Annotated in this window: 16 protein-coding genes and 2 tRNA genes; 9 read left to right on the top strand and 9 right to left on the bottom strand. The window is 71.7% G+C overall.

Annotation, left to right across the window (positions count from 1 at the left end; translation table 11 throughout):
• Positions 1–58 precede the first annotated feature (58 nt).
• Together AMK18_RS17940 and pepN are read right to left on the bottom strand one after the other, a co-directional pair.
• Positions 59–1102, bottom strand: coding sequence for a hypothetical protein (locus tag AMK18_RS17940; RefSeq protein ID WP_073863532.1), 1044 nt, complete (start codon positions 1100–1102; stop codon positions 59–61).
• 114 nt (positions 1103–1216) lie between these two features.
• Positions 1217–3808: an aminopeptidase N gene (pepN, locus tag AMK18_RS17935; protein ID WP_073863531.1), complete on the bottom strand. Its 2592-nt coding sequence runs from the start codon at positions 3806–3808 to the stop codon at positions 1217–1219.
• Positions 3809–3941: 133 nt separating this feature from the next.
• Between pepN and AMK18_RS17930 the strand changes: the two genes are divergently transcribed.
• Both AMK18_RS17930 and AMK18_RS17925 read left to right on the top strand, forming a co-directional pair.
• Positions 3942–4592, top strand: coding sequence for a mycothiol-dependent nitroreductase Rv2466c family protein (locus AMK18_RS17930; RefSeq protein WP_073863530.1), 651 nt, complete (start codon positions 3942–3944; stop codon positions 4590–4592).
• A gap of 127 nt (positions 4593–4719) precedes the next feature.
• Positions 4720–5619 carry a DUF4232 domain-containing protein gene (locus tag AMK18_RS17925; RefSeq protein ID WP_073863529.1) on the top strand — a complete coding sequence of 300 codons (900 nt, stop codon included), beginning with the start codon at positions 4720–4722 and terminating at the stop codon, positions 5617–5619.
• On the opposite strand, the gene AMK18_RS17920 is transcribed toward AMK18_RS17925, so the two are convergent.
• The 4 genes from AMK18_RS17920 to AMK18_RS17905 all read right to left on the bottom strand — a co-directional run bounded on the left by AMK18_RS17920 (position 5610) and on the right by AMK18_RS17905 (position 9865).
• On the bottom strand, positions 5610–6575 hold the full coding sequence (locus AMK18_RS17920; RefSeq protein ID WP_073863528.1) for an aldo/keto reductase: 966 nt from the start codon (positions 6573–6575) through the stop codon (positions 5610–5612). The genes AMK18_RS17925 and AMK18_RS17920 overlap by 10 nt on opposite strands.
• Positions 6576–6665: 90 nt before the next feature.
• A complete protein-coding gene (locus AMK18_RS17915) occupies positions 6666–7505 on the bottom strand; it encodes an MOSC domain-containing protein (protein ID WP_073863527.1) in 840 nt (279 codons plus the stop codon).
• A gap of 166 nt (positions 7506–7671) precedes the next feature.
• Positions 7672–8313 (bottom strand): superoxide dismutase, encoded by a 642-nt coding sequence (locus tag AMK18_RS17910; RefSeq protein ID WP_018103172.1) that lies wholly within the window; start codon positions 8311–8313, stop codon positions 7672–7674.
• 139 nt (positions 8314–8452) lie between these two features.
• Complete coding sequence (locus AMK18_RS17905) at positions 8453–9865, bottom strand: amino acid permease (protein WP_073863526.1); 1413 nt, start codon at positions 9863–9865, stop codon at positions 8453–8455.
• A 387-nt stretch (positions 9866–10252) separates the two neighbouring features.
• On the opposite strand from AMK18_RS17905, the gene AMK18_RS17900 reads away from it, so the two are divergent.
• The 4 genes from AMK18_RS17900 to AMK18_RS17885 all read left to right on the top strand — a co-directional run bounded on the left by AMK18_RS17900 (position 10253) and on the right by AMK18_RS17885 (position 13601).
• Entirely contained in the window at positions 10253–10846 is a 594-nt protein-coding gene (locus tag AMK18_RS17900) for a biotin transporter BioY (protein WP_018103174.1), read from the top strand.
• A gap of 130 nt (positions 10847–10976) precedes the next feature.
• Positions 10977–11465 carry a ribose-5-phosphate isomerase gene (locus tag AMK18_RS17895; protein WP_018103175.1) on the top strand — a complete coding sequence of 163 codons (489 nt, stop codon included), beginning with the start codon at positions 10977–10979 and terminating at the stop codon, positions 11463–11465.
• A gap of 75 nt (positions 11466–11540) precedes the next feature.
• Positions 11541–12350, top strand: a complete 810-nt coding sequence (locus AMK18_RS17890; RefSeq protein WP_073863525.1) for an Fpg/Nei family DNA glycosylase — start codon at positions 11541–11543, stop codon at positions 12348–12350.
• Positions 12351–12455: 105 nt separating this feature from the next.
• Entirely contained in the window at positions 12456–13601 is a 1146-nt protein-coding gene (locus tag AMK18_RS17885; RefSeq protein WP_018103177.1) for a PP2C family protein-serine/threonine phosphatase, read from the top strand.
• A gap of 2 nt (positions 13602–13603) precedes the next feature.
• Here AMK18_RS17885 and AMK18_RS17880 read toward each other — a convergent pair whose 3' ends face one another.
• Positions 13604–14794 carry a cation:proton antiporter gene (locus AMK18_RS17880; RefSeq protein WP_073863524.1) on the bottom strand — a complete coding sequence of 397 codons (1191 nt, stop codon included), beginning with the start codon at positions 14792–14794 and terminating at the stop codon, positions 13604–13606.
• 146 nt (positions 14795–14940) lie between these two features.
• On the opposite strand from AMK18_RS17880, the gene AMK18_RS17875 reads away from it, so the two are divergent.
• Entirely contained in the window at positions 14941–15426 is a 486-nt protein-coding gene (locus tag AMK18_RS17875; protein ID WP_073863523.1) for an HD domain-containing protein, read from the top strand.
• An 82-nt stretch (positions 15427–15508) separates the two neighbouring features.
• Here the strand turns inward: AMK18_RS17875 and AMK18_RS17870 are convergent, their stop codons facing one another.
• Positions 15509–16660 (bottom strand): acyltransferase family protein, encoded by a 1152-nt coding sequence (locus AMK18_RS17870; protein ID WP_079199302.1) that lies wholly within the window; start codon positions 16658–16660, stop codon positions 15509–15511.
• 444 nt (positions 16661–17104) lie between these two features.
• Here AMK18_RS17870 and AMK18_RS17865 point away from each other — a divergent pair, with 444 nt between their 5' ends.
• On the top strand, positions 17105–17299 hold the full coding sequence (locus AMK18_RS17865; RefSeq protein ID WP_018103181.1) for a hypothetical protein: 195 nt from the start codon (positions 17105–17107) through the stop codon (positions 17297–17299).
• Positions 17300–17355: 56 nt separating this feature from the next.
• Here the strand turns inward: AMK18_RS17865 and AMK18_RS17860 are convergent.
• Positions 17356–17429: transfer RNA gene (locus tag AMK18_RS17860), tRNA-Gly, on the bottom strand.
• Positions 17430–17572: 143 nt separating this feature from the next.
• Between AMK18_RS17860 and AMK18_RS17855 the strand changes: the two genes are divergently transcribed.
• Positions 17573–17649, top strand: a tRNA-Pro gene (locus tag AMK18_RS17855).
• Positions 17650–17729 lie beyond the last annotated feature (80 nt).

Raw genomic sequence — 17729 nt, 5'->3', positions numbered from 1 at the left:
GGACGCGAATTCAGCCATGTGGCGTGCGGGGCGGAGGCGTGAGGTGTGGAGCCCCGGTTCAGCGGGGAAGGATCATCACGTACGCCGCCGGCTCCCGGTCCGCCGCGGCCATCAGCGCTGTCCGGACCACGGTCGCCTGCTGCCCGAGCGCGTCCCGCAGCTTCCTCGGCGTGAGGTGCACGACGGTGACGCCGAGCCGCTCCAGGTGCTCGCGCCGCGCCGCGTACGCCGACCACTCGGCCTCGTGCTTCTCGTCCTGGCGGCTGTGGCGCGGGGCCCTGGCGTCCAGCTCCACCGCGACCGCCTCCTCGGGCCAGTAGGCGTCCACGCGCCCCAGGTGCGGGCCGCCGGGCAGCCTCAGGTCCACGTTCCACAAAGGCTCCTTGAGCCCGTGCGTGCGCACCATGGCGTACAGCCGCTCCTCCGCCATCGCCCGGCCCTCGGCGAGCAGCGAGTCGATCGCGCCGACCACCTGCGGCCGGCCGAGCACCTTCGCCCGGTTCAGCTCGCCCACCAGCACGGCCGGTTCGCAGTGACCGCCGCGCACCGCCTCGGTGAGCAGCCGGCGCACCGTGACCGCGTCCCCGAGCCCGGCCACCGCGTCCGCCAGCGCCCGCGCCACCGGGGCCACCGGCAGCCCGTCCACCCACTCCGGGCCCGGCGGTTCGGCGGTCCGCAGCAGCCGGGCGTACCCGGCCGAGCGCAGCCGCCGCACCCGGGGCACCAGCACGTCGACCCGCTCCACGGAGGCGGCGGGCGGCGCGGCGGCGAAGCCGTACAGCGAGAGCGCGGCGAGCCCGGTGAGCACCGCGTCGCCGTACGCCGGGTCCGCGGTCCGCCCGGGGGCGGGGCGCCGTCCGGAGGCCGGCGGGCGGCCCGCGTACAGCAGGGCGGACCGCAGCCGCTCCGGGCCGCTGAGCTCCCCGGGGTGCAGGACGAAGACCCCGGGCAGCGCCTGCTGCCAAGGCCCGCCGTCCCCGCACCGCTCCACCGCCCGCCCGACGGGCACGCCCATCGCCTTCAACTGGGCGGCGGAGACGACGCGTTGACGCCCACGGGAGGGAACGGGGCGGCCGGACTGGAGCGGGGTGTTCTGGGTCATGCTCCGGTGTATCCCGCCAACGGGCGTGACGTTAACCGTTGTTACAGGCCCGTCGACATATCCGGACAAGAACACCGTTCTGCATCGCCGCCCGGCCGCCCCGGGCCGAAGGCCCTACGCCACCGAATCCGCCGCCTGCGCCCGCAGGCCCCGCGCCAGGTCGTCCCGGGCCTCCAGCACCAGCCGCCGCAGCGCCGGCGCCGCGTCCGCCCGGGCCGTCAGCCACGCGTCGGTCGCCTCCAGCGTCGCCGGGTCGTCCTGGAGCGACGGGAACAGCCCCCTGACCACGGCCATCCCGATCTGGATCGACCGCTCGGCCCAGACCCGCTCGATCGCCTCGAAGTACCGCTCGGTGTACGGCGCCAGCAGCTCCCGCTGGGAGGACTGCGCGAAGCCCGCGATCGTCGCCTCCACCAGGGCGTTGGACAGCGCGTCCGACTCCACGACGTCCGCCCACGCCCGGGCCTTCACCTCGGCGGACGGCCGCGAGGCCAGGCACCGTACGTGGTGCCGCTTGCCGGAGGCCGTGTCGTCCCGGGCCAGCTCCGCGTCGACCGCCGCCTCACCGGCCGCGCTGTGGGCGACCAGCGGGGACAGGAACGCCCAGCGCAGCTCCTGGTCGACGTCAAGCCCGTCGATCCGGGCGGTGCCGTCGAGCAGCCCGGACAGCAGCTGGAAGTCGGAGTCCGACGCGGCGACCGACGCGAAGAACCGGGCCCAGGCGAGCTGGTGCTCGCTGCCCGGCTCGGCGAGCCGCAGTTCGCCGAGCGCGCCCTCGGCCAGCGCCCGGCCGCCCTCCTCGCGCCAGGCGGGAGCCGCGTAGTTCACGAGCGCGCCGCGCGTCCAGGCGTGCAGCATCTGGAGGACACCGATGTCCGTCTCGCGCCCGGCGAAGGCCAGGACCAGCGAGACGAAGTCGCGGGCGGGCATCAGCCCGTCGCGGGTGAGGTTCCACAGCGCCGACCAGCACAGCGCCCGGGCCAGCGGGTCCGTGATGTCGCCCAGGTGCGCGCGCAGGGTGGCGAGCGACACCTCGTCGAAGCGGACCTTGCAGTACGTCAGGTCGTCGTCGTTGACGAGGATCAGCTCGGGCCGCTCGGCCCCGGCCAGCTCCCCGATCACGGTGCGCGGACCCGACACGTCCGCCTCGGCACGCGCGTAACGCACCAGCGCGCCCTCGGTGTCCCGGCGGTACAGGCCGACGGCGACCCGGTGGGGCCGCAGCTCCGGGTGGGACTCGGCGGCCTCCTGGAGGACGGCGAGCTCGGTGATCCGGCCGGCCGCGTCGTACGTCGCCACCGGGGTCAGCGAGTTGACGCCCGCGGTCTGGAGCCAGGAGCGCGACCACGCGGTCATGTCCCGGCCGGACGTCTCGGACAGCACCGACAGCAGGTCCCCGAGCCGGGTGTTCCCGTACGCGTGCTTCTTGAAGTAGCGCCGGGCGCCCTCCAGGAACGCCTCCCGGCCCACGTACGCCACGAGCTGCTTGAGGACGGAGGCGCCCTTGGCGTACGTGATGCCGTCGAAGTTCAGCTTGGCGTCCTCCAGGTCACGGATGTCGGCCGTGATCGGGTGGGTGGACGGCAGCTGGTCGGCGCGGTACGCCCAGGACTTGCGGTTGTTGGCGAAGGTGATCCAGCCGTCCTCGAAGCGGGTCGCGCCGGTCATCGCGAAGACGCCCATGAAGTCCGCGAAGGACTCCTTCAGCCACAGGTCGTCCCACCACTGCATGGTGACGAGGTCCCCGAACCACATGTGCGCCATCTCGTGCAGGATGACGTTGGCCCGGCCCTCGTACGCCGCCTGCGTCACCTTGCCGCGGAAGATGTACTCCTCGCGGAACGTGACACAGCCCGGGTTCTCCATCGCGCCGAGGTTGTACTCCGGCACGAACGCCTGGTCGTACTTCCCGAACGGGTACGGGTAGTCGAAGTTCTCGTGGAAGAAGTCCAGGCCCTGCTTGGTGATCAGGAAGATGTCGTCGGAGTCGAAGTGCTTGGCGAGCCCCTTGCGGCACATCGCGCCGAGCGGGATCTCCAGCGTCGTGCCGTCCTCGAAGGTCCGGCTGTAGGAGTCGGTGACGTAGTGGTACGGACCGGCGACGACCGCCGTGATGTACGTCGAGATCGGCTCGGTCTCCGCGAACCGCCACACCCCGCCCTCGCGGGACTCCTCCGCGCCGTTGCTCCACACCGTCCACTCGGCGGGCGCCGTCACCCGGAAGCGGTACGGGGCCTTGAGGTCGGGCTGTTCGAAGTTGGCGAAGACGCGGCGGGCGTCCGCAGGCTCGTACTGGGTGTAGAGGTAGACCTCGCCGTCCTCCGGGTCCACGAAGCGGTGCATGCCCTCGCCGGTCCGGCTGTACGCGCACTGCGCGTCGACCACCAGGACGTGTTCGCCCTCCGCCAGGTCCGCCAGCGCGATCCGCGCCCCGTCGAACACGGCCGCCGGGTCCAGTGCGGTGCCGTCCAGCGTCACCGCGCTGACCGAGGGGGCGATGAGGTCCGCGAAGGTGGATGCGCCGCCGCGCGCCGCGCGGAACCGGATCGTCGTCACCGAGCGGAAGGTCAGCGGACCGCCCGCCGGGTCGTTCCCGCCGGGGCCGCCGGTCGCGGAGCGGACGTCGAGTTCGACGTCGTAACCGTCGACGGTCAGCAGCTCGGCCCGCTCACGGGCCTCGTCTCGGGACAGGTTCTCGCCGGGCACGGCACACTCCTTTGTGTCACGTTCGAATAGTTTGATCCTCCCATGCCGCCCTCCGGCCGGGCACTCGGGAATGGCCGGGGCGCCTCGCGGCGTTCTGGCGCACGGAGTGAGATCGGTCCGCTTGAGGAGAGACATGTCTGACAACAGCACGGCAACCGGCAAGACCCCCGTCGACTTCTGGTTCGACCCGCTCTGCCCCTGGGCCTGGATGACCTCCCGCTGGATGCTGGAGGTGGAGAAGGTCCGCGACGTCGAGGTCCGCTGGCACGTCATGAGCCTGGCCGTGCTCAACGAGAACCGGCTCGACGAGCTGCCCGCCGAGTACCGCGACATGCTGGAGAACAAGGCGTGGGGCCCGGTCCGCGTCGTGATCGCCGCCCAGCAGCTGCACGGCGACGAGGTCGTCGGCCCGCTCTACACCGCGCTCGGCACCCGCTTCCACAACCGCGGCGAGGGCCCGACCCGCGAGGCCGTCGAGAACGCCCTGAAGGACGTCGGCCTCCCCGTCGAGCTCGCCGACCACGCGGACTCCGACACCTACGACACCGAGCTGCGCGCCTCCCACAAGGAGGGCATCGAGAAGGTGGGCCAGGAGGTCGGCACCCCGGTCATCGCCGTCCCCGGCGCCGACGGCGAGCAGATCGCCTTCTTCGGCCCGGTCGTCACCCCGGCCCCCAAGGGCGAGGAGGCCGCGAAGCTCTGGGACGGCACCCTGATGGTCGCCTCGATCCCCGGCTTCTACGAGATCAAGCGCACCCGCACCCAGGGCCCGATCTTCGACTGACCGTCCGCACGGCTGACCGTCCGCACGGCGGCGGGGAGCACTCCTCGCCGCCGTCTGTGACGCCACCGTGACGCAATATGTGACCTGGCGCACAGCCCGGCCCGGCGCCCTTTGATCTTCTGGGCGGATGCGCCCAGCCTCCGCCCTCATCCTGTGTGCCGCCCTCGCGAGCACCGCGCTGCTCGCCGGATGTGGGAAGGAGACCGCCGGGGCCTCCGCGTCGCCCGGCGCGACCTGCGCCTCCCTCGCGCCGCTCCCCGACCCGGCCGGGCGGACCTGGGACAACGTCCGGGTGATCAGCGGCAAGTGCGGTCCCTCCGGTGCCCCGTCCACCGGGTTCGAGGTCACCAACACCGAGAAGGAACCGCTCACCTTCACCCTCACGTTCACCCTGGTCAACGGGTTGGGCGAGGCCATGGACAACATCACCCGCACCGTGGAGGCAGTGAAGCCCGGCCAGACCGTGCGGCGGCCCCTGGACGCGGCGGACGGACCGGGCTCGGCGCGCTCGTACCGGGCCCGGCTCATGAAGGTGCGGGCCGTCCCGGCGGACGGGGTGGGCGGCGCCTGTCCCTCCTCAGGGGTCCGCATCACCAACGACCGGGGCGACGCCGCGATGGGGCTGCGCGTCGTGGGCATCAACCTCACCAACTGCTCCACCACCGACTACGAGCTGAACGGCTACCCGGCGCTCCGGCTCCTCGGCGAGGACCGCAAGCCGGTCAGCGGGGTCGAGATCCTGCGCGGCACCACCGCGATCTCCACCGGCATCGGCGGCAACGCCGAACCCCGCCCCGTCACGCTGCGCCCGGGCGAGAGCGCGCGCGCCACCCTCGCCTGGCGCAACACCACCACGGAAGGCGACCCGGTGAACGCCCCCTACACCGAGGTCACCGCGAAGCCCGGCGCCGCGCCCGTGACGGTCACCCCGGAGCTGGACCTCGGCACCACGGGCCGGCTCGGCGTCGGCCCGTGGACGAAGACCCCGGCGGCGGCGCGGACCGGTGAACTTCCCGGTCAGGAGTAGAAGTTGCGCGGCCAGCGGTGCTTGGCCAGGACCGCCAGCTGCTCCTCGGTGAGCGGCTGTCCGTCGCTGAGCGCGGTGTTGCGCTCCACGTTCCGGACGCTGCGCATCCCCGGGATCACGGTGGAGACCGCCGGGTGGCTCAGGACGAACCGCAGCGCGTGCTCCGCGATCGCGTCCGGCTCGATGCCCAGGTCCGCCACGATCGCCGCGACGCGCCGTTCGACCTGGGCCGGGCGGTCGTCGCGGAAGTAGCGGTTGCGGAAGTCGCCCTCGGGGAACGTCGTGTCCGCGGTGATCCGGCCGGTCAGCCCGCCCTCGTCCAGCGCGACCCGGACGATCACGCCGACCCCGTGCTCCGCGCAGGCCGGCAGCAGCTCCTCGGCGGGGGCCTGGTCGAACACGTTGTAGATGACCTGCACGCTGTCCACGGCCCCGCTGCGCACGAGCGCGACCGCGCTCTCCGGGGAGTGGTCGTTGACCGAGACCCCGAACAGGCGGATCTTGCCCTCCTGCTTCAGCGCCGCGACGGTCTCCAGCCAGTCCCCGCGCCCCAGCCACTCGTCGTTCCAGACGTGGAACTGGAGCACGTCGAAGTGGTCCAGGCCGGACGCGGCGAGGCTGGTCTCCAGGCTGCTGCGGATGTGCGCGCCGGGGAACGTGTCCGCCGGGTCCAGGCCGTCCGCCGCCGGCCACTCCCCGTTCTTCGGCGGCACCTTGGTCGCGACCAGCACCTCGTCACCGGCCCGTTCGCGGACCAGCTGCCCGACGATGCGCTCGCTCTCGCCGTAGCCGCGCGCGGTGTCGATGAGGTTCACGCCGAGGTCGACGGCCCGGTGCAGGGCGCGCAGCGACTCGTCCCGCGTCGCCCCCACCCAGCTGGACTCGCCGATGCCCCAGGCCCCGTAGCCGATCTCGGACACCGAAAGTCCGCTGCGTCCCAGCTCGCGGTAGCGCACAGTCATCCTCCACGTCGTCGTCCCGTTCCGGGCAAATCAGCACGACGATAGGCGAGTTGCGGAATGCGGGCAGCTGGTTTTACGGGGTGCTCAGCCGGCCGCCGGGCTGTGCACGGAGACCGGGTCGCCGACCCGCACCACGCCCGCGCGCACCACCGCGTTCTTCGCGCCGAAGCTGAGCTTGTTGCCGAACTCCGGCTCCCTGCGGTACGTGGCCAGGGTGCGCACCGGCTCCGGGCCCGCACGGCGCCCGGTCCGCTGGTCGATGAGCGGGACGTTGCAGCGGATCGCCTTGACCGAGTGGGCGAGTTCGGCGGTGCCGACGGTCATCCGCGCCACCCGGTCCTCGAAGTGCGGCTCGTCGTCACCGGTCAGCACGATGTTGGCCCGGAAGCGGTCCATGGGCACGGGCGCGGCGTCGCCCCGGGCCGCGATGCGGGCGTTGAGCCCGGCGAGCGAGGCGGTCGAGGTGACCAGGACCGCGTGCGCGTCGCCGAAGTTGACCTTGCCGGGGGTCTCGCCCCAGCCGTCGCGGTCGAAGCCTGGGACCACCCGGACGAGGCGGCACGCGGCCCCGAGCGCGTCGGAGAACCACTGCGCGGCCTCGTCGCCCTGGTCGACGGCTTCGCCGAGGTCCCGGCCGAACATGCTGACCTCGCGGCGCGGCCCGTCCGGGGCCACCTCCAGGCGCAGCGGCCCGACGGCCTCGGCGGACAGGTCGAGGGCCGCCCCCGCGTCGAGGACCCGGACCCCGATCGCCGCCATCGCGGGGTGGGTGCGCTGGCTGCGGAACGCGCCGTCGGCGGCGTCGACCACCATGAACGTCCGGTCGTGTTCCAGGCCGGTGACGGCGACCCGGGCGGAGTCGGTCCGGGTCCCGGCGCAGCCCTTGACCGGGTAGTACACCAGCTCGTGGACGGTGATCGTCATGACGTGCTCCTCATGCCGGACATCATGGCAGCCGGGCCCGGACCACAGAGAGGCCCCCGCCTGTCACGTCCAGGCGGGGGCCTCCCCTTCATCCGCCTGCCGGTGAAGGTTGAGAAGACGATCACGAGGCAGGGCGTCCGGTGTGTCCCGCGCGCGGGACGTCGGCTCAGGGGGCGAGCAGCAGCACGTCCGCGCGCTCCTTGGCGGCGGCGTAGCGCTTCGCCACGTCCTGCCAGTTGACGACGGCCCACATCGCCTCGATGAAGTCGACCTTCTGGTTCTTGTACTGGAGGTAGAAGGCGTGCTCCCAGGCGTCGAAGACCAGGACCGGGACGGAGCCCTGGCCCACGTTGCCCTGGTGGTCGTAGACCTGCTCCACGATCAGCTTGCCGCTGACCGGCTCGTACGCGAGGACGCCCCAGCCGGAGCCCTGCGTGGTGGCCGCGGCCTTCGTCAGCTGGGACTTGAAACCGGCGAAGGAGCCGAAGGACTCGGTGATCGCGTCCGCGAGGTCGCCGACCCCGTCCGCGGCCAGCGGCTCGCCGCCGCCGTCACCGGTCATGTTGTGCCAGTAGATCGAGTGCAGGATGTGGCCGGACAGGTGAAAGGCGAGGTTCTTCTGGAGGCCGTTGATCGCTCCCCAGGCCTCCTTGTCCCGCGCCTCCTCCAGCTGCTCCAGGGTGTCGTTGGCGCCCTTCACGTAAGCGGCGTGGTGCTTGTCGTGGTGGAGCTCGATGATCTGCGGATTGATGACCGGTTCGAGCGCGGCGTAGTCGTACGGGAGTTCCGGGAGCGTGTACGTGGCCATTGGTTTCGAACCCTCCAACTGCTGACAAGTTGTTATTGCAACCTCTATGCAACAGCAGGCTAACAGCAGCAACGCGAAACACCGGGTCAGCCCTTCGGCTTAGGACCCGGTGTTTCGTACGGTTTTACGGGGTTACGGCTCAGACTCCGGCGCGCCGCCGCTGGCGTACGGCCCCGATCGCCGCCAGGGCCACCGTCAGCGCGCCCGACGCCAGGAGCTGGTCACGGGTCGAGGGCTGGCGGAGCATCAGGACGAAGATGCCGGCCATGGCGAGCAGCGCCACCACCGTCAGTCCGGGGAACAGCCACATCCGCACCACCAGCTTCTCGGGCGCCTCGCGCTCCAGGCGGGCGCGCAGGATCAGCTGGGAGACGGCGATGAAGATCCAGACGACCAGGATCACCGCACCGGTCATGTTCAGCAGCCACGGGAAGACGTCGTCCGGGCGCCAGTAGCTCAGCAGCACGCACAGGAAGCCGAAGACGGACGAGACCAGGACCGCCGTGCGCGGCACCCCGCCGGAGACCCGGCCCAGCCGCTTCGGGCCCTGGCCGCGCGCCACCAGTGAGCAGGCCATGCGCGAGGCGCCGTAGATGTTGGCGTTCATCGCGGAGAGCAGCGCGACCAGGATGACGACGTTCATGATCTGCGCGGCCTGGCCGATGCCGAGGTGGTCGAGCGCCGCGTAGAACGGCCCCACCTCCACCACCTTCGGGTCGTCCCAGGGCACCAGCGTCACGACGACCGCCATGGAGCCCACGTAGAACAGCGCGATCCGCCACATCGCCGTCCGCACGGCCGTCGCGACGCCGCGCACCGGGTCCTCGGACTCCGCGGCGGCGATGGTGACCGTCTCCAGACCGCCGTACGCGAAGACGGAGGCGAGCAGTCCGATGACCAGGCCGTCCGGGCCGTTCGGCAGGAAGCCGCCCTCGCCGCTGAGGTTGGCGGTGCCCGGCGCGTCCGTGCCCGGCAGGACGCCCAGGACCGCCAGCACGCCGAGGACCAGGAACAGCGTGATCGCGGTGACCTTGAGCGCGGCGAACCAGAACTCGAACTCGCCGAACTTCGTCACCGAGGCCAGATTCGTCCCCAGGAACACCACCATGAACAGCGCCACCCAGGCCCACTCCGGGGTCCCCGGCAGCCAGCCCGTCACGATCTTGGCCGCGCCGATGCCCTCCAGACCGACGGCCGTGCAGAGCAGCACCCAGAACGCCCAGCCCGCCGTGAACCCGGCCCACGGCCCGATCGCCCGCTCGGCGTGCACCGAGAACGAGCCGGACGCCGGGTTGGCCGCCGACATCTCGCCGAGCATCCGCATCACGAGCATCACCAGCAGTCCCGAGACGGCGTACGCGATGACGATCGAGGGGCCCGCGGCGGCGATGCCCGCGCCGGAGCCGACGAAGAGCCCGGCGCCGATGACGCCGCCCAGGGCGATCATCGAGAGATGGTGCTGCTTCAGCCCGTGCGACAGGGACGAGTCGGGGCCGGTGTCCGGCGCGGTGGCCGGGGAGCCGGTGGGGGAGGGCGCGGAGGTCCGGGACATGGACGAGCTCTGTTCGGTCGGTGAGACGGGGGACGTCCGCCCAGTCTGGCCACGTGATCCGCAGGCCGGTAACCACCGTCCGCTATACGGTCACCGGGTCCACACCGGGCGCGCACGCGGCGGCGGACGGTGGGCCACCGTCACGTACCGCGCTTTTAGAGGGAGTTCACAGTCCCGCTTCCGCGCGCCTTCCCGGCCCACCTGGGGCGCATCCCCGCTCACCTCAGTGACAAGCATCACGCTCGGCGATGATTGCGCCGCCGTCCTTGTGCGAACCCCACCAACGCCCCGAGCGCCGCTTTGTGGGCCGCTGACGGTGATCGGGTACGGCCCGGTCGGATAGCGTCACGGTCAGTCCCTCGCCACCCTCACCCCGCGGAGTCCCCGATGAGCACTGCTGCCGCCCCCGCCCGCACCGGAGCGGTCCTCGCCGACCTGCTCCCCGCCGCCCGGCACCGCTACGCCGTGGACACCGCCCTGGTGCTCGGCGGCGCCGCGCTCACCGGCATAGCCGCCCAGATCGCCGTGCCCGTTCCGGGCTCCCCGGTCCCGGTCACCGGCCAGACCTTCGCCGCCCTCCTCGTCGGCACCGCGCTCGGCGCCCGCCGCGGCTTCCTCTCCCTCGCCGTGTACGCCCTCGTCGGCATGGCCGGAATGCCGTGGTTCGCGGGCGGCACCTCCGGCGCGGGCGGCGCCTCCTTCGGCTACGTCCTCGGCATGCTGCTCGCCGCCACCGTCGTCGGCGGCCTGGCCCGGCGCGGCGGCGACCGCTCGGTGCTGCGCACGGCCGGGACGATGGTCCTCGGCTCGGCGATCATCTACGCGGTCGGCGTGCCGTACCTGGCGCTGTCCACCGGCATGTCGGCGAGCGCGGCCATCGCCGCGGGCCTGACGCCGTTCCTGCTCGGCGACGCGCTGAAGGCGGCGCTGGCCATGGGCGCGCTGCCCGCCTCCTGGAAGCTCCTGGGCCGCCGGGGCTGACCCCGCGACACCTCGTGAGGAGGCCCGCCGACCGCACCGCGGACCGGCGGGCCTCCGCGCGTCTGCCCGCCACCGGGCACACCGCACCCCTTCGTCGGCGCCCCGCCCGCGCACGTGCCACACTCCTCCCATGCGCGTGTACCTCGGATCCGACCATGCCGGTTACGAACTCAAGAACCACCTCGTCGAGTGGCTCAAGGCCCAGGGCCACGAGGCCGTCGACTGCGGTCCCCACATCTACGACGCCCAGGACGACTACCCGCCGTTCTGCCTCCGCGCCGCCGAGAAGACGGCCGCCGACCCGGACAGCCTCGGCATCGTGATCGGCGGCTCCGGCAACGGCGAGCAGATCGCCGCCAACAAGGTCAAGGGCGTCCGCGCCGCACTCGCCTGGAGCGAGCAGACCGCCGCGCTCGGCCGCGAGCACAACGACGCCAACGTGATCTCCATCGGCGGCCGGATGCACACGGTCGAGGAGTCCACCAAGTTCGTGGAGATCTTCCTCTCCACCCCGTACTCCGGCGAGGAGCGGCACACCCGCCGCATCGACATGCTCACGGCCTACGAGAACACCGGCGAGCTCCCCCCGATCCCGGCCCACCACCCGCAGCAGGGCTGACCGCTTCCTGTGCCGCCGGTCCGTCCGGCGGCACAGTCATGTCCGGCCCCCGCACCACCCAGGAGACCCGCCACCGTGCCCGAGGGACACACGATCCACCGCCTCGCCGCGGACCACCGCGAGCGCTTCGCCGGGCGGCCGGTGCGGACGAGCAGCCCGCAGGGCAAGTTCTCCGACAGCGCCGCCCTGCTCGACGGCCACGTCCTGGACACGGCCGACGCCCACGGCAAGCACCTCTTCCTCGGCTTCGGCGACACCGGCTGGGTCCACATCCACCTCGGCCTGTTCGGCAAACTCAACTTCGGTACGGTCCCGGCCCCGCCGCCCACCGACACCGTCCGGCTGCGCCTGGTCAACGACGCGCACCACGCGGACCTGCGCGGCCCGACCACCTGCGCCCTGATCACGGACGCCGAGAAGCGCGCGATACACGACCGGCTCGGCCCCGACCCGCTGCGCGAGGACGAGGACGGCGAACGCGCCTGGCAGCGGATCTCCCGCAGCCGGATCACCGTCGCCGCCCTGCTGATGGACCAGAAGGTCATCGCGGGCGTCGGCAACGTCTACCGCGCCGAGGTGCTGTTCCGGCACGGCATCGACCCGTACCGGGCGGGCAAGGACCTCACCCGGCGCGAGTGGGACGCGATCTGGGCGGACCTGCGGGAGCTGATGCGCGAGGGCGTACGGAACAACCGGATCGACACCGTCCGCCCCGAGCACCTGCCCGAGGCGATGGGCCGCCCGCCCCGCGTGGACGACCACGGCGGCGAGGTCTACGTCTACCGGCGCGCCCGCCAGGGCTGCCACATCTGCGGCACCGAGATCCGCACCGCCGACCTGGCCGCCCGCAACCTCTTCTGGTGCCCCGGCTGCCAGTCCGCGTAATCCGCGCGCCTTACCCGCCGGTACGGCACCGAGCGCGCCGATTTCGAACACATTGTCACGGGGTCCCCCTGCACCGGAGGCCGCCGGGTGGATAAGGTCCCCGCAATGGCCCGACGCGCAGGAGCAGAGACGTACCCGGCCCGATGGCGGAAATCGGCGCACCGGGTCTACACCACGCTGCGCCGGTCCGGGGTCGACTACTTCCGCGGCGACGGCTCCGACTGGATCGCCCTGGCCGGCCTCTTCCTGGTCATCCCGGTCATCACCTGCCTCACCCTGGTCGACCCGGTCTGGTGCGCGCCCACCATGCTCGTCCTGCCGATCATCGCGGCCGGTCTGCTGCTGCGCCCCGCCAGCCTCCTCGGCCTGTACGCGGCGGTCGCCGCCGCCCTCATCGTGGAGTCCGTCCGGCTCGGCCCCTACGAGGACGGCCCGGCCGGGGTCACCCCCGGCACCGTGCTCACGGTCGCCGCCTGCGGGTTCTTCGGGCTGATCCTCGCCCAGTTCCGCGCCCGGGTCGGGGTGCCCTGGCGGCGCGGCGGCACCATGCTCTTCGACCTCCGCGAACGCATCCGCGTCCAGAGCTCGCTGCCCCGCCTCCCGCAGGGCTGGCACCGCGAGATGGCGCTGCGCCCGGCCGGCGGGCAGTCCTTCTCCGGGGACTTCGTCGTCGCGGCCCGCACCCACGGCGGCCGCACCCTGGAAGCCGTCCTGACCGACGTCTCCGGCAAGGGCATGGACGCCGGGTCCCGCGCCCTGCTGCTCTCCGGCGCCTTCGGCGGGCTCCTCGGCTCGCTGCCCCCGCACGGCTTCCTGCCCGCCGCCAACGGCTATCTGCTGCGCCAGGACTGGGACGAGGGCTTCGCGACCTCGATCCACCTGGTCCTCGACCTGGAGACCGGCGACTACGAACTCCTCTCGGCGGGCCACCCGCCGGCCCTCCAGCTCCACGCCGGCAACGGCCAGTGGGAGGAGAAGGCGGCGGAGGGCCCGCTGCTCGGGGTGTACGACGGTGCCGAGTTCGACGCGGTCAAGGGCCATCTCGCCCCCGGTGACGTGCTGATGCTGTTCACCGACGGACTGGTCGAGGCGTCCGACCGGGACATCGCGGAGGGCATCGACCGGCTGACCGGCGAGGCCGACCGCTACGTCAGCACCGGCTTCGAGGGGGCCGCCTGGCACCTCATCGAGGCGTGCGCCAAGGACGTCAACGACGACCGGGCCCTGCTGCTCCTGTCACGGAAGTCCTGAACTCACGGAAGTCCTGAACCGGCGCCGACCGGATCGGGCTCGGGGAGCGCCGGTTCCCGCTTGCCCGGCAGGAGGCGGGCCAGCCAGTGCGAGCGCCCGGCCGCCAGCGGCGCGAGGACCGCGAGGACCAGCACGTAGCCCGCGATGAACGGGGAGAGCCGTTCGTCGAGACCGGCGCCCGCCGCCATCGTGGCGAGGATCAGGGCGAACTCCCCGCGCGCCACCAGGGTGGTCGAGATGTTCGCGGTGGCCTGCGGGCCGAAGCCGTACACCCGGGCGGCGGCGATTCCGGCGCACACGTTCATCGCGAGGGTGACCGCGACGGCGGCCAGCACCGGCCAGAGCACGGTGGGCAGGTCGCCCGGGTCGATGGAGAGCCCGAAGGCGAAGAAGAAGATCGCGCCGAACGCGTCGCGCAGCGGGTGCACCAGCTTGAGGATGCGCTCGCCCGACGACGTACTGCCGAGCATCAGCCCGACCATGAAGGCACCGATCGCGTCCGCGACGCCGAACCACTCCGAGATACCGGCCACCAGGACGGCGGCGCCGAGGAACGAGATCACCAGGAGCTCGTCGTCCTTGGTCCGGATCAGCTTGCCGACGACCCGGGTGCCGAAGCGGGCGGCCAGGGCGAGCAGGAGCAGGAAGCCGAACGCCTTGCCGCCGTCGGTCACCGCCGCGGCGAGACTGTCGGCGCCGGACAGGATGGGCTGGAGGGCCGCCAGATACAGGGCGAGGAAGACGTCCTCCACGACGATGATGCCGAGGATGGGCCGGGTCTCCGGATTGCCGATCCGGCCGAGGTCCACCAGGACCTTGGTGACGATGGCCGACGAGGAGATCCCGAGCACTCCGGCGAGCACCAGCGCCTCGGAGGTGCCCCAGCCGAGCGCGAAGCCGAAGCCGAGCCCGGCGCCGACGTTCAGGGCGAGATAGGTGCCCCCGGCGACGGCCATCTTGCGGCCGCCCGCCTTGAGGTCGTCCAGGTGGAATTCCAGGCCCAGGTAGAAGAGGAGCAGCACCAGGCCGAGCGCGGAGAGCATCTCCAGGTCGTGCGGGTCGGCGACGAGGACGATGCCGGGGGTGTGCGGGCCGAGGAGGATTCCGGCCAGGATGAACAAGGGGATGGTGGGGAGTCCGATGCGGCGGCCCGCGCGGGCGAGGACCGCGGCGGCGAGGAAGGCGCCGCCCATGGCGATGAGCGTGTCTGCGTGTCCGATGAGCCTGGCCTTTCGAAGAGTCAAGAGATCGTCAAGGAATGGTCAGAAGTTAGTTTACCGAACGGTTGACGTTGCAACTCTCCGGACCGGCGCAGAGGGGTGCGCCTAGAGTCCTCGCCATGACCGCATCACATGCTCGGCTGACCCTCGCCGAGGTCGAGGCCCTGGCCCGCGAGGCCCACGCCGCCCAGCGGGACAAGGCCGGCCGCCCCTACACGGAACACCTCGCGGCCGTCGCGGAGGGCGTACGGAGCCGGGGCGGCAGCGAGGAGCAGATCGCCGCGGCCTGGCTGCACGACGCGGTGGAGGACGACGCGCTGTCGGCCGAGTGGCTGGCCGGGGCCGCGCTGCCGCAGGCGGTCAAGGACATGGTGCTCGCCGTCACCAAGCGGGCGGGCGAGGGGCCGGAGGCGTACACCCGGCGCATCCTGGCCACCCCCGGCGCCCTGCTGGTCAAGGAGGCGGACCTCGCCCACAACGCCGACCCGGCCCGCCTCGCGGTGCTGGAGCCGGCCACCCGTACCCGGCTGACCGCGAAGTATGCGCGGGTACGGGAGCTGCTGGGGCTCACCGCACCGAACCCGCCCTCCGACCGTCGGGATTGAGCCAACACCGCGCGACGGCACCGCCTGCCGACACGACGAAGCCCGGCCACCTGGGCCGGGCTTCGCGGGGTGCGCGGGGCGGTCAGATCCTGGCGGCGTCCCGGCGGAACGCCCAGTTCATGTCCGGCTCGGTGACACAGCGCAGGACGCGCCGCACCGGCGGCGTGCACAGCAGTGTGACGGCGGTGGAGGCGACCACGGTCACGATCACCAGGCCCGCCGGACCGACCAGCCAGTCGTGGTCGTCGAAGATCCCCGCGTAGTCGGCGCCCTTCACCAGGAAGCCGTGCAGCAGGTAGCCGCAGATGGTGCCGGCGCCGAGCACCGTGAACCACATGTGGCGCTGCGGGACCAGCGCGAGGAACCCGGCCGTCAGCAGCGTCGCGCAGCCGAACATCGCCAGGGTCATCACCGCGCCCGACCACCACGGCGCCCCCATGTCCTGGGCGCTGGAGTCCCGCAGGAACCAGCCCAGTTGCATCCGGGGCGCCGCCCAGTACGCGAAGACCAGCGCACCGGCGAAGAGCGGCAGCGCGAACAGCCGGGCCTCGCGGCGGCGGACCAGCTCGAAGTGCTCGGGCTTCAGCTGGAGTCCGAGCACGAAGAAGGGCAGGAACTGCAGCACGCGCGGCAGGTCGAGGTCGTCACCGATGCTGGGCGCGAGCGAGGCGAGAACGGCGATCACGAGCGAAACGGCCAGCGGATGGCGGAGGTTGCGCCAGATCGGCGTGGTGAGCCGCCAGATGAACAGGGCGGCCAGGAACCAGGTCAGGTACCAGGGCTCCAGCAGGCTGACGGCCGCGTCCGGCTGGTCGTTCGCGTACCGGCGGAACAGCGAGTAGGCCGTCTCGAACACCACGTACGGCACGGCGACACCGGTGACGAGCCGCTTCACCTTGGCGGGGGTCAGGTCGAACGACCTTGAGAAATAACCCGAGATGAGGATGAAAGCGGGCATGTGGAACGTGTAGACGACCATGTACAGCGCCCGGGCCGTCCGGCTCCCGTCCATGACCGGAACCCACGAGTGCGCCACCGCGACGAGCACGATGGCGAGGTACTTGGCGTTGTCGAAGAAGGCGTCACGCTTCTTGGCGCCACCGCTCCGGGCGGGCCGTTCCGCCGCTGGTGAGGGGGCCTGCGGGGCCGTCGTCGGCGCATCGTGTCTGGGCTCCGCCTCCTCGGTCGCCGGGGGGAGCGCGGCCCTCTGCATTGCGTTCGGAGCGTGGAACATCTCAGGCACCCTAGACGTCTCGATTGCCATTCGTAAAACCGCCGTTGAATAGCGCGTCTTCCCTGCATATCAAATGGCAAACCAGCAGAACGTGCCCGTTATGCCCCATTTAATCCGTATCAAATGGGGCAATCCATCAGTCAGTTGACCGAAGTGAATTACCTCGCGTTCGGCGTCGAATTCGCCTGTGAATGAAGTGTGTGGGTACGGAAACGATCACCGTTGCATATTCCCGCAGCTCGCAGGGCGGCGCACCGGCCCGCGCACGGCCCCCGGCCCGGCGCGCAGGGGGCGCAAGGGGCGCAGGATGGCGCGATATCGACAGGTCGATACGTCACCCGGCAACACCCCGGCGGGAGTTGGTGGCACGATGGAGGCGACGGAGGGTGCAGGGCCGCACATCTCCGGGCCGGCAAGGCGGACCGACCGAGGGTGTGAGCAGTCGTGGCCATTTCGCTGTCTGTGGTGCTTCTGTTGGGGATCGTCCTGGTCGTCATGATCCGGAGCGGTTCCATAAAGGCGGGCCCCGCGATCGTCGCGGCGCTCTTCGGCTTCTTCCTGGCGCCGACGGGCATGGGGCCGTCGATCAACCGCTTCATGCACTCGATCATCGACTCGGTGGGCCAGATCAACTTCTGAGCCGCCCGGACACGACGCGAAAGGGCCCGGTCCACTGGACCGGGCCCTTCGGCGGTTGGAGCGGGCGACGGGAATCGAACCCGCGTAGCTAGTTTGGAAGACTAGGGCTCTACCATTGAGCTACGCCCGCAAGCACGGCACCGCAGGTCACACGGACCGCGGCACGACAAGCATCGTAGCGGGTCGCGGGCGCTGCCCGCACACCCCTTGACGCCGCCCGCCGAAACAGGCGGGCGCGGCGCCTTGCTGCATGTACCCTACGTGTCGCACCGACGGGGTGTGGCGCAGCTTGGTAGCGCGTCCGCTTTGGGAGCGGAAGGTCGTCGGTTCGAATCCGGCCACCCCGACCACTGGCAAGATCGCGTGGACAAGATCGCGTTGCGGGAGTTCTCCCCCTTGCCGTTACTATGCAAAATGCGTGCCCGTGTGT

The organism is Streptomyces sp. CB01249, assembly GCF_001905735.1.
Lineage (GTDB): Bacteria > Actinomycetota > Actinomycetes > Streptomycetales > Streptomycetaceae > Streptomyces.
This window is presented reverse-complemented; position numbering and strand designations above follow the sequence as displayed.

Excerpts from the sequence above, each read along its gene's own strand:
- AMK18_RS17940 (WP_073863532.1), bottom strand. The coding sequence starts at position 1,102 with ATGACCCAGAACACCCCGCTCCAGTCCGGCCGCCCCGTTCCCTCCCGT.
- AMK18_RS17930 (WP_073863530.1), top strand. The coding sequence starts at position 3,942 with ATGTCTGACAACAGCACGGCAACCGGCAAGACCCCCGTCGACTTCTGG.
- AMK18_RS17925 (WP_073863529.1), top strand. The coding sequence starts at position 4,720 with ATGCGCCCAGCCTCCGCCCTCATCCTGTGTGCCGCCCTCGCGAGCACC.
- AMK18_RS17915 (WP_073863527.1), bottom strand. The coding sequence starts at position 7,505 with ATGACGATCACCGTCCACGAGCTGGTGTACTACCCGGTCAAGGGCTGC.
- AMK18_RS17910 (WP_018103172.1), bottom strand. The coding sequence starts at position 8,313 with ATGGCCACGTACACGCTCCCGGAACTCCCGTACGACTACGCCGCGCTC.
- AMK18_RS17905 (WP_073863526.1), bottom strand. The coding sequence starts at position 9,865 with ATGTCCCGGACCTCCGCGCCCTCCCCCACCGGCTCCCCGGCCACCGCG.
- AMK18_RS17900 (WP_018103174.1), top strand. The coding sequence starts at position 10,253 with ATGAGCACTGCTGCCGCCCCCGCCCGCACCGGAGCGGTCCTCGCCGAC.
- AMK18_RS17895 (WP_018103175.1), top strand. The coding sequence starts at position 10,977 with ATGCGCGTGTACCTCGGATCCGACCATGCCGGTTACGAACTCAAGAAC.
- AMK18_RS17885 (WP_018103177.1), top strand. The coding sequence starts at position 12,456 with ATGGCCCGACGCGCAGGAGCAGAGACGTACCCGGCCCGATGGCGGAAA.
- AMK18_RS17880 (WP_073863524.1), bottom strand. The coding sequence starts at position 14,794 with ATGGGCGGCGCCTTCCTCGCCGCCGCGGTCCTCGCCCGCGCGGGCCGC.
- AMK18_RS17875 (WP_073863523.1), top strand. The coding sequence starts at position 14,941 with ATGACCGCATCACATGCTCGGCTGACCCTCGCCGAGGTCGAGGCCCTG.
- AMK18_RS17870 (WP_079199302.1), bottom strand. The coding sequence starts at position 16,660 with ATGTTCCACGCTCCGAACGCAATGCAGAGGGCCGCGCTCCCCCCGGCG.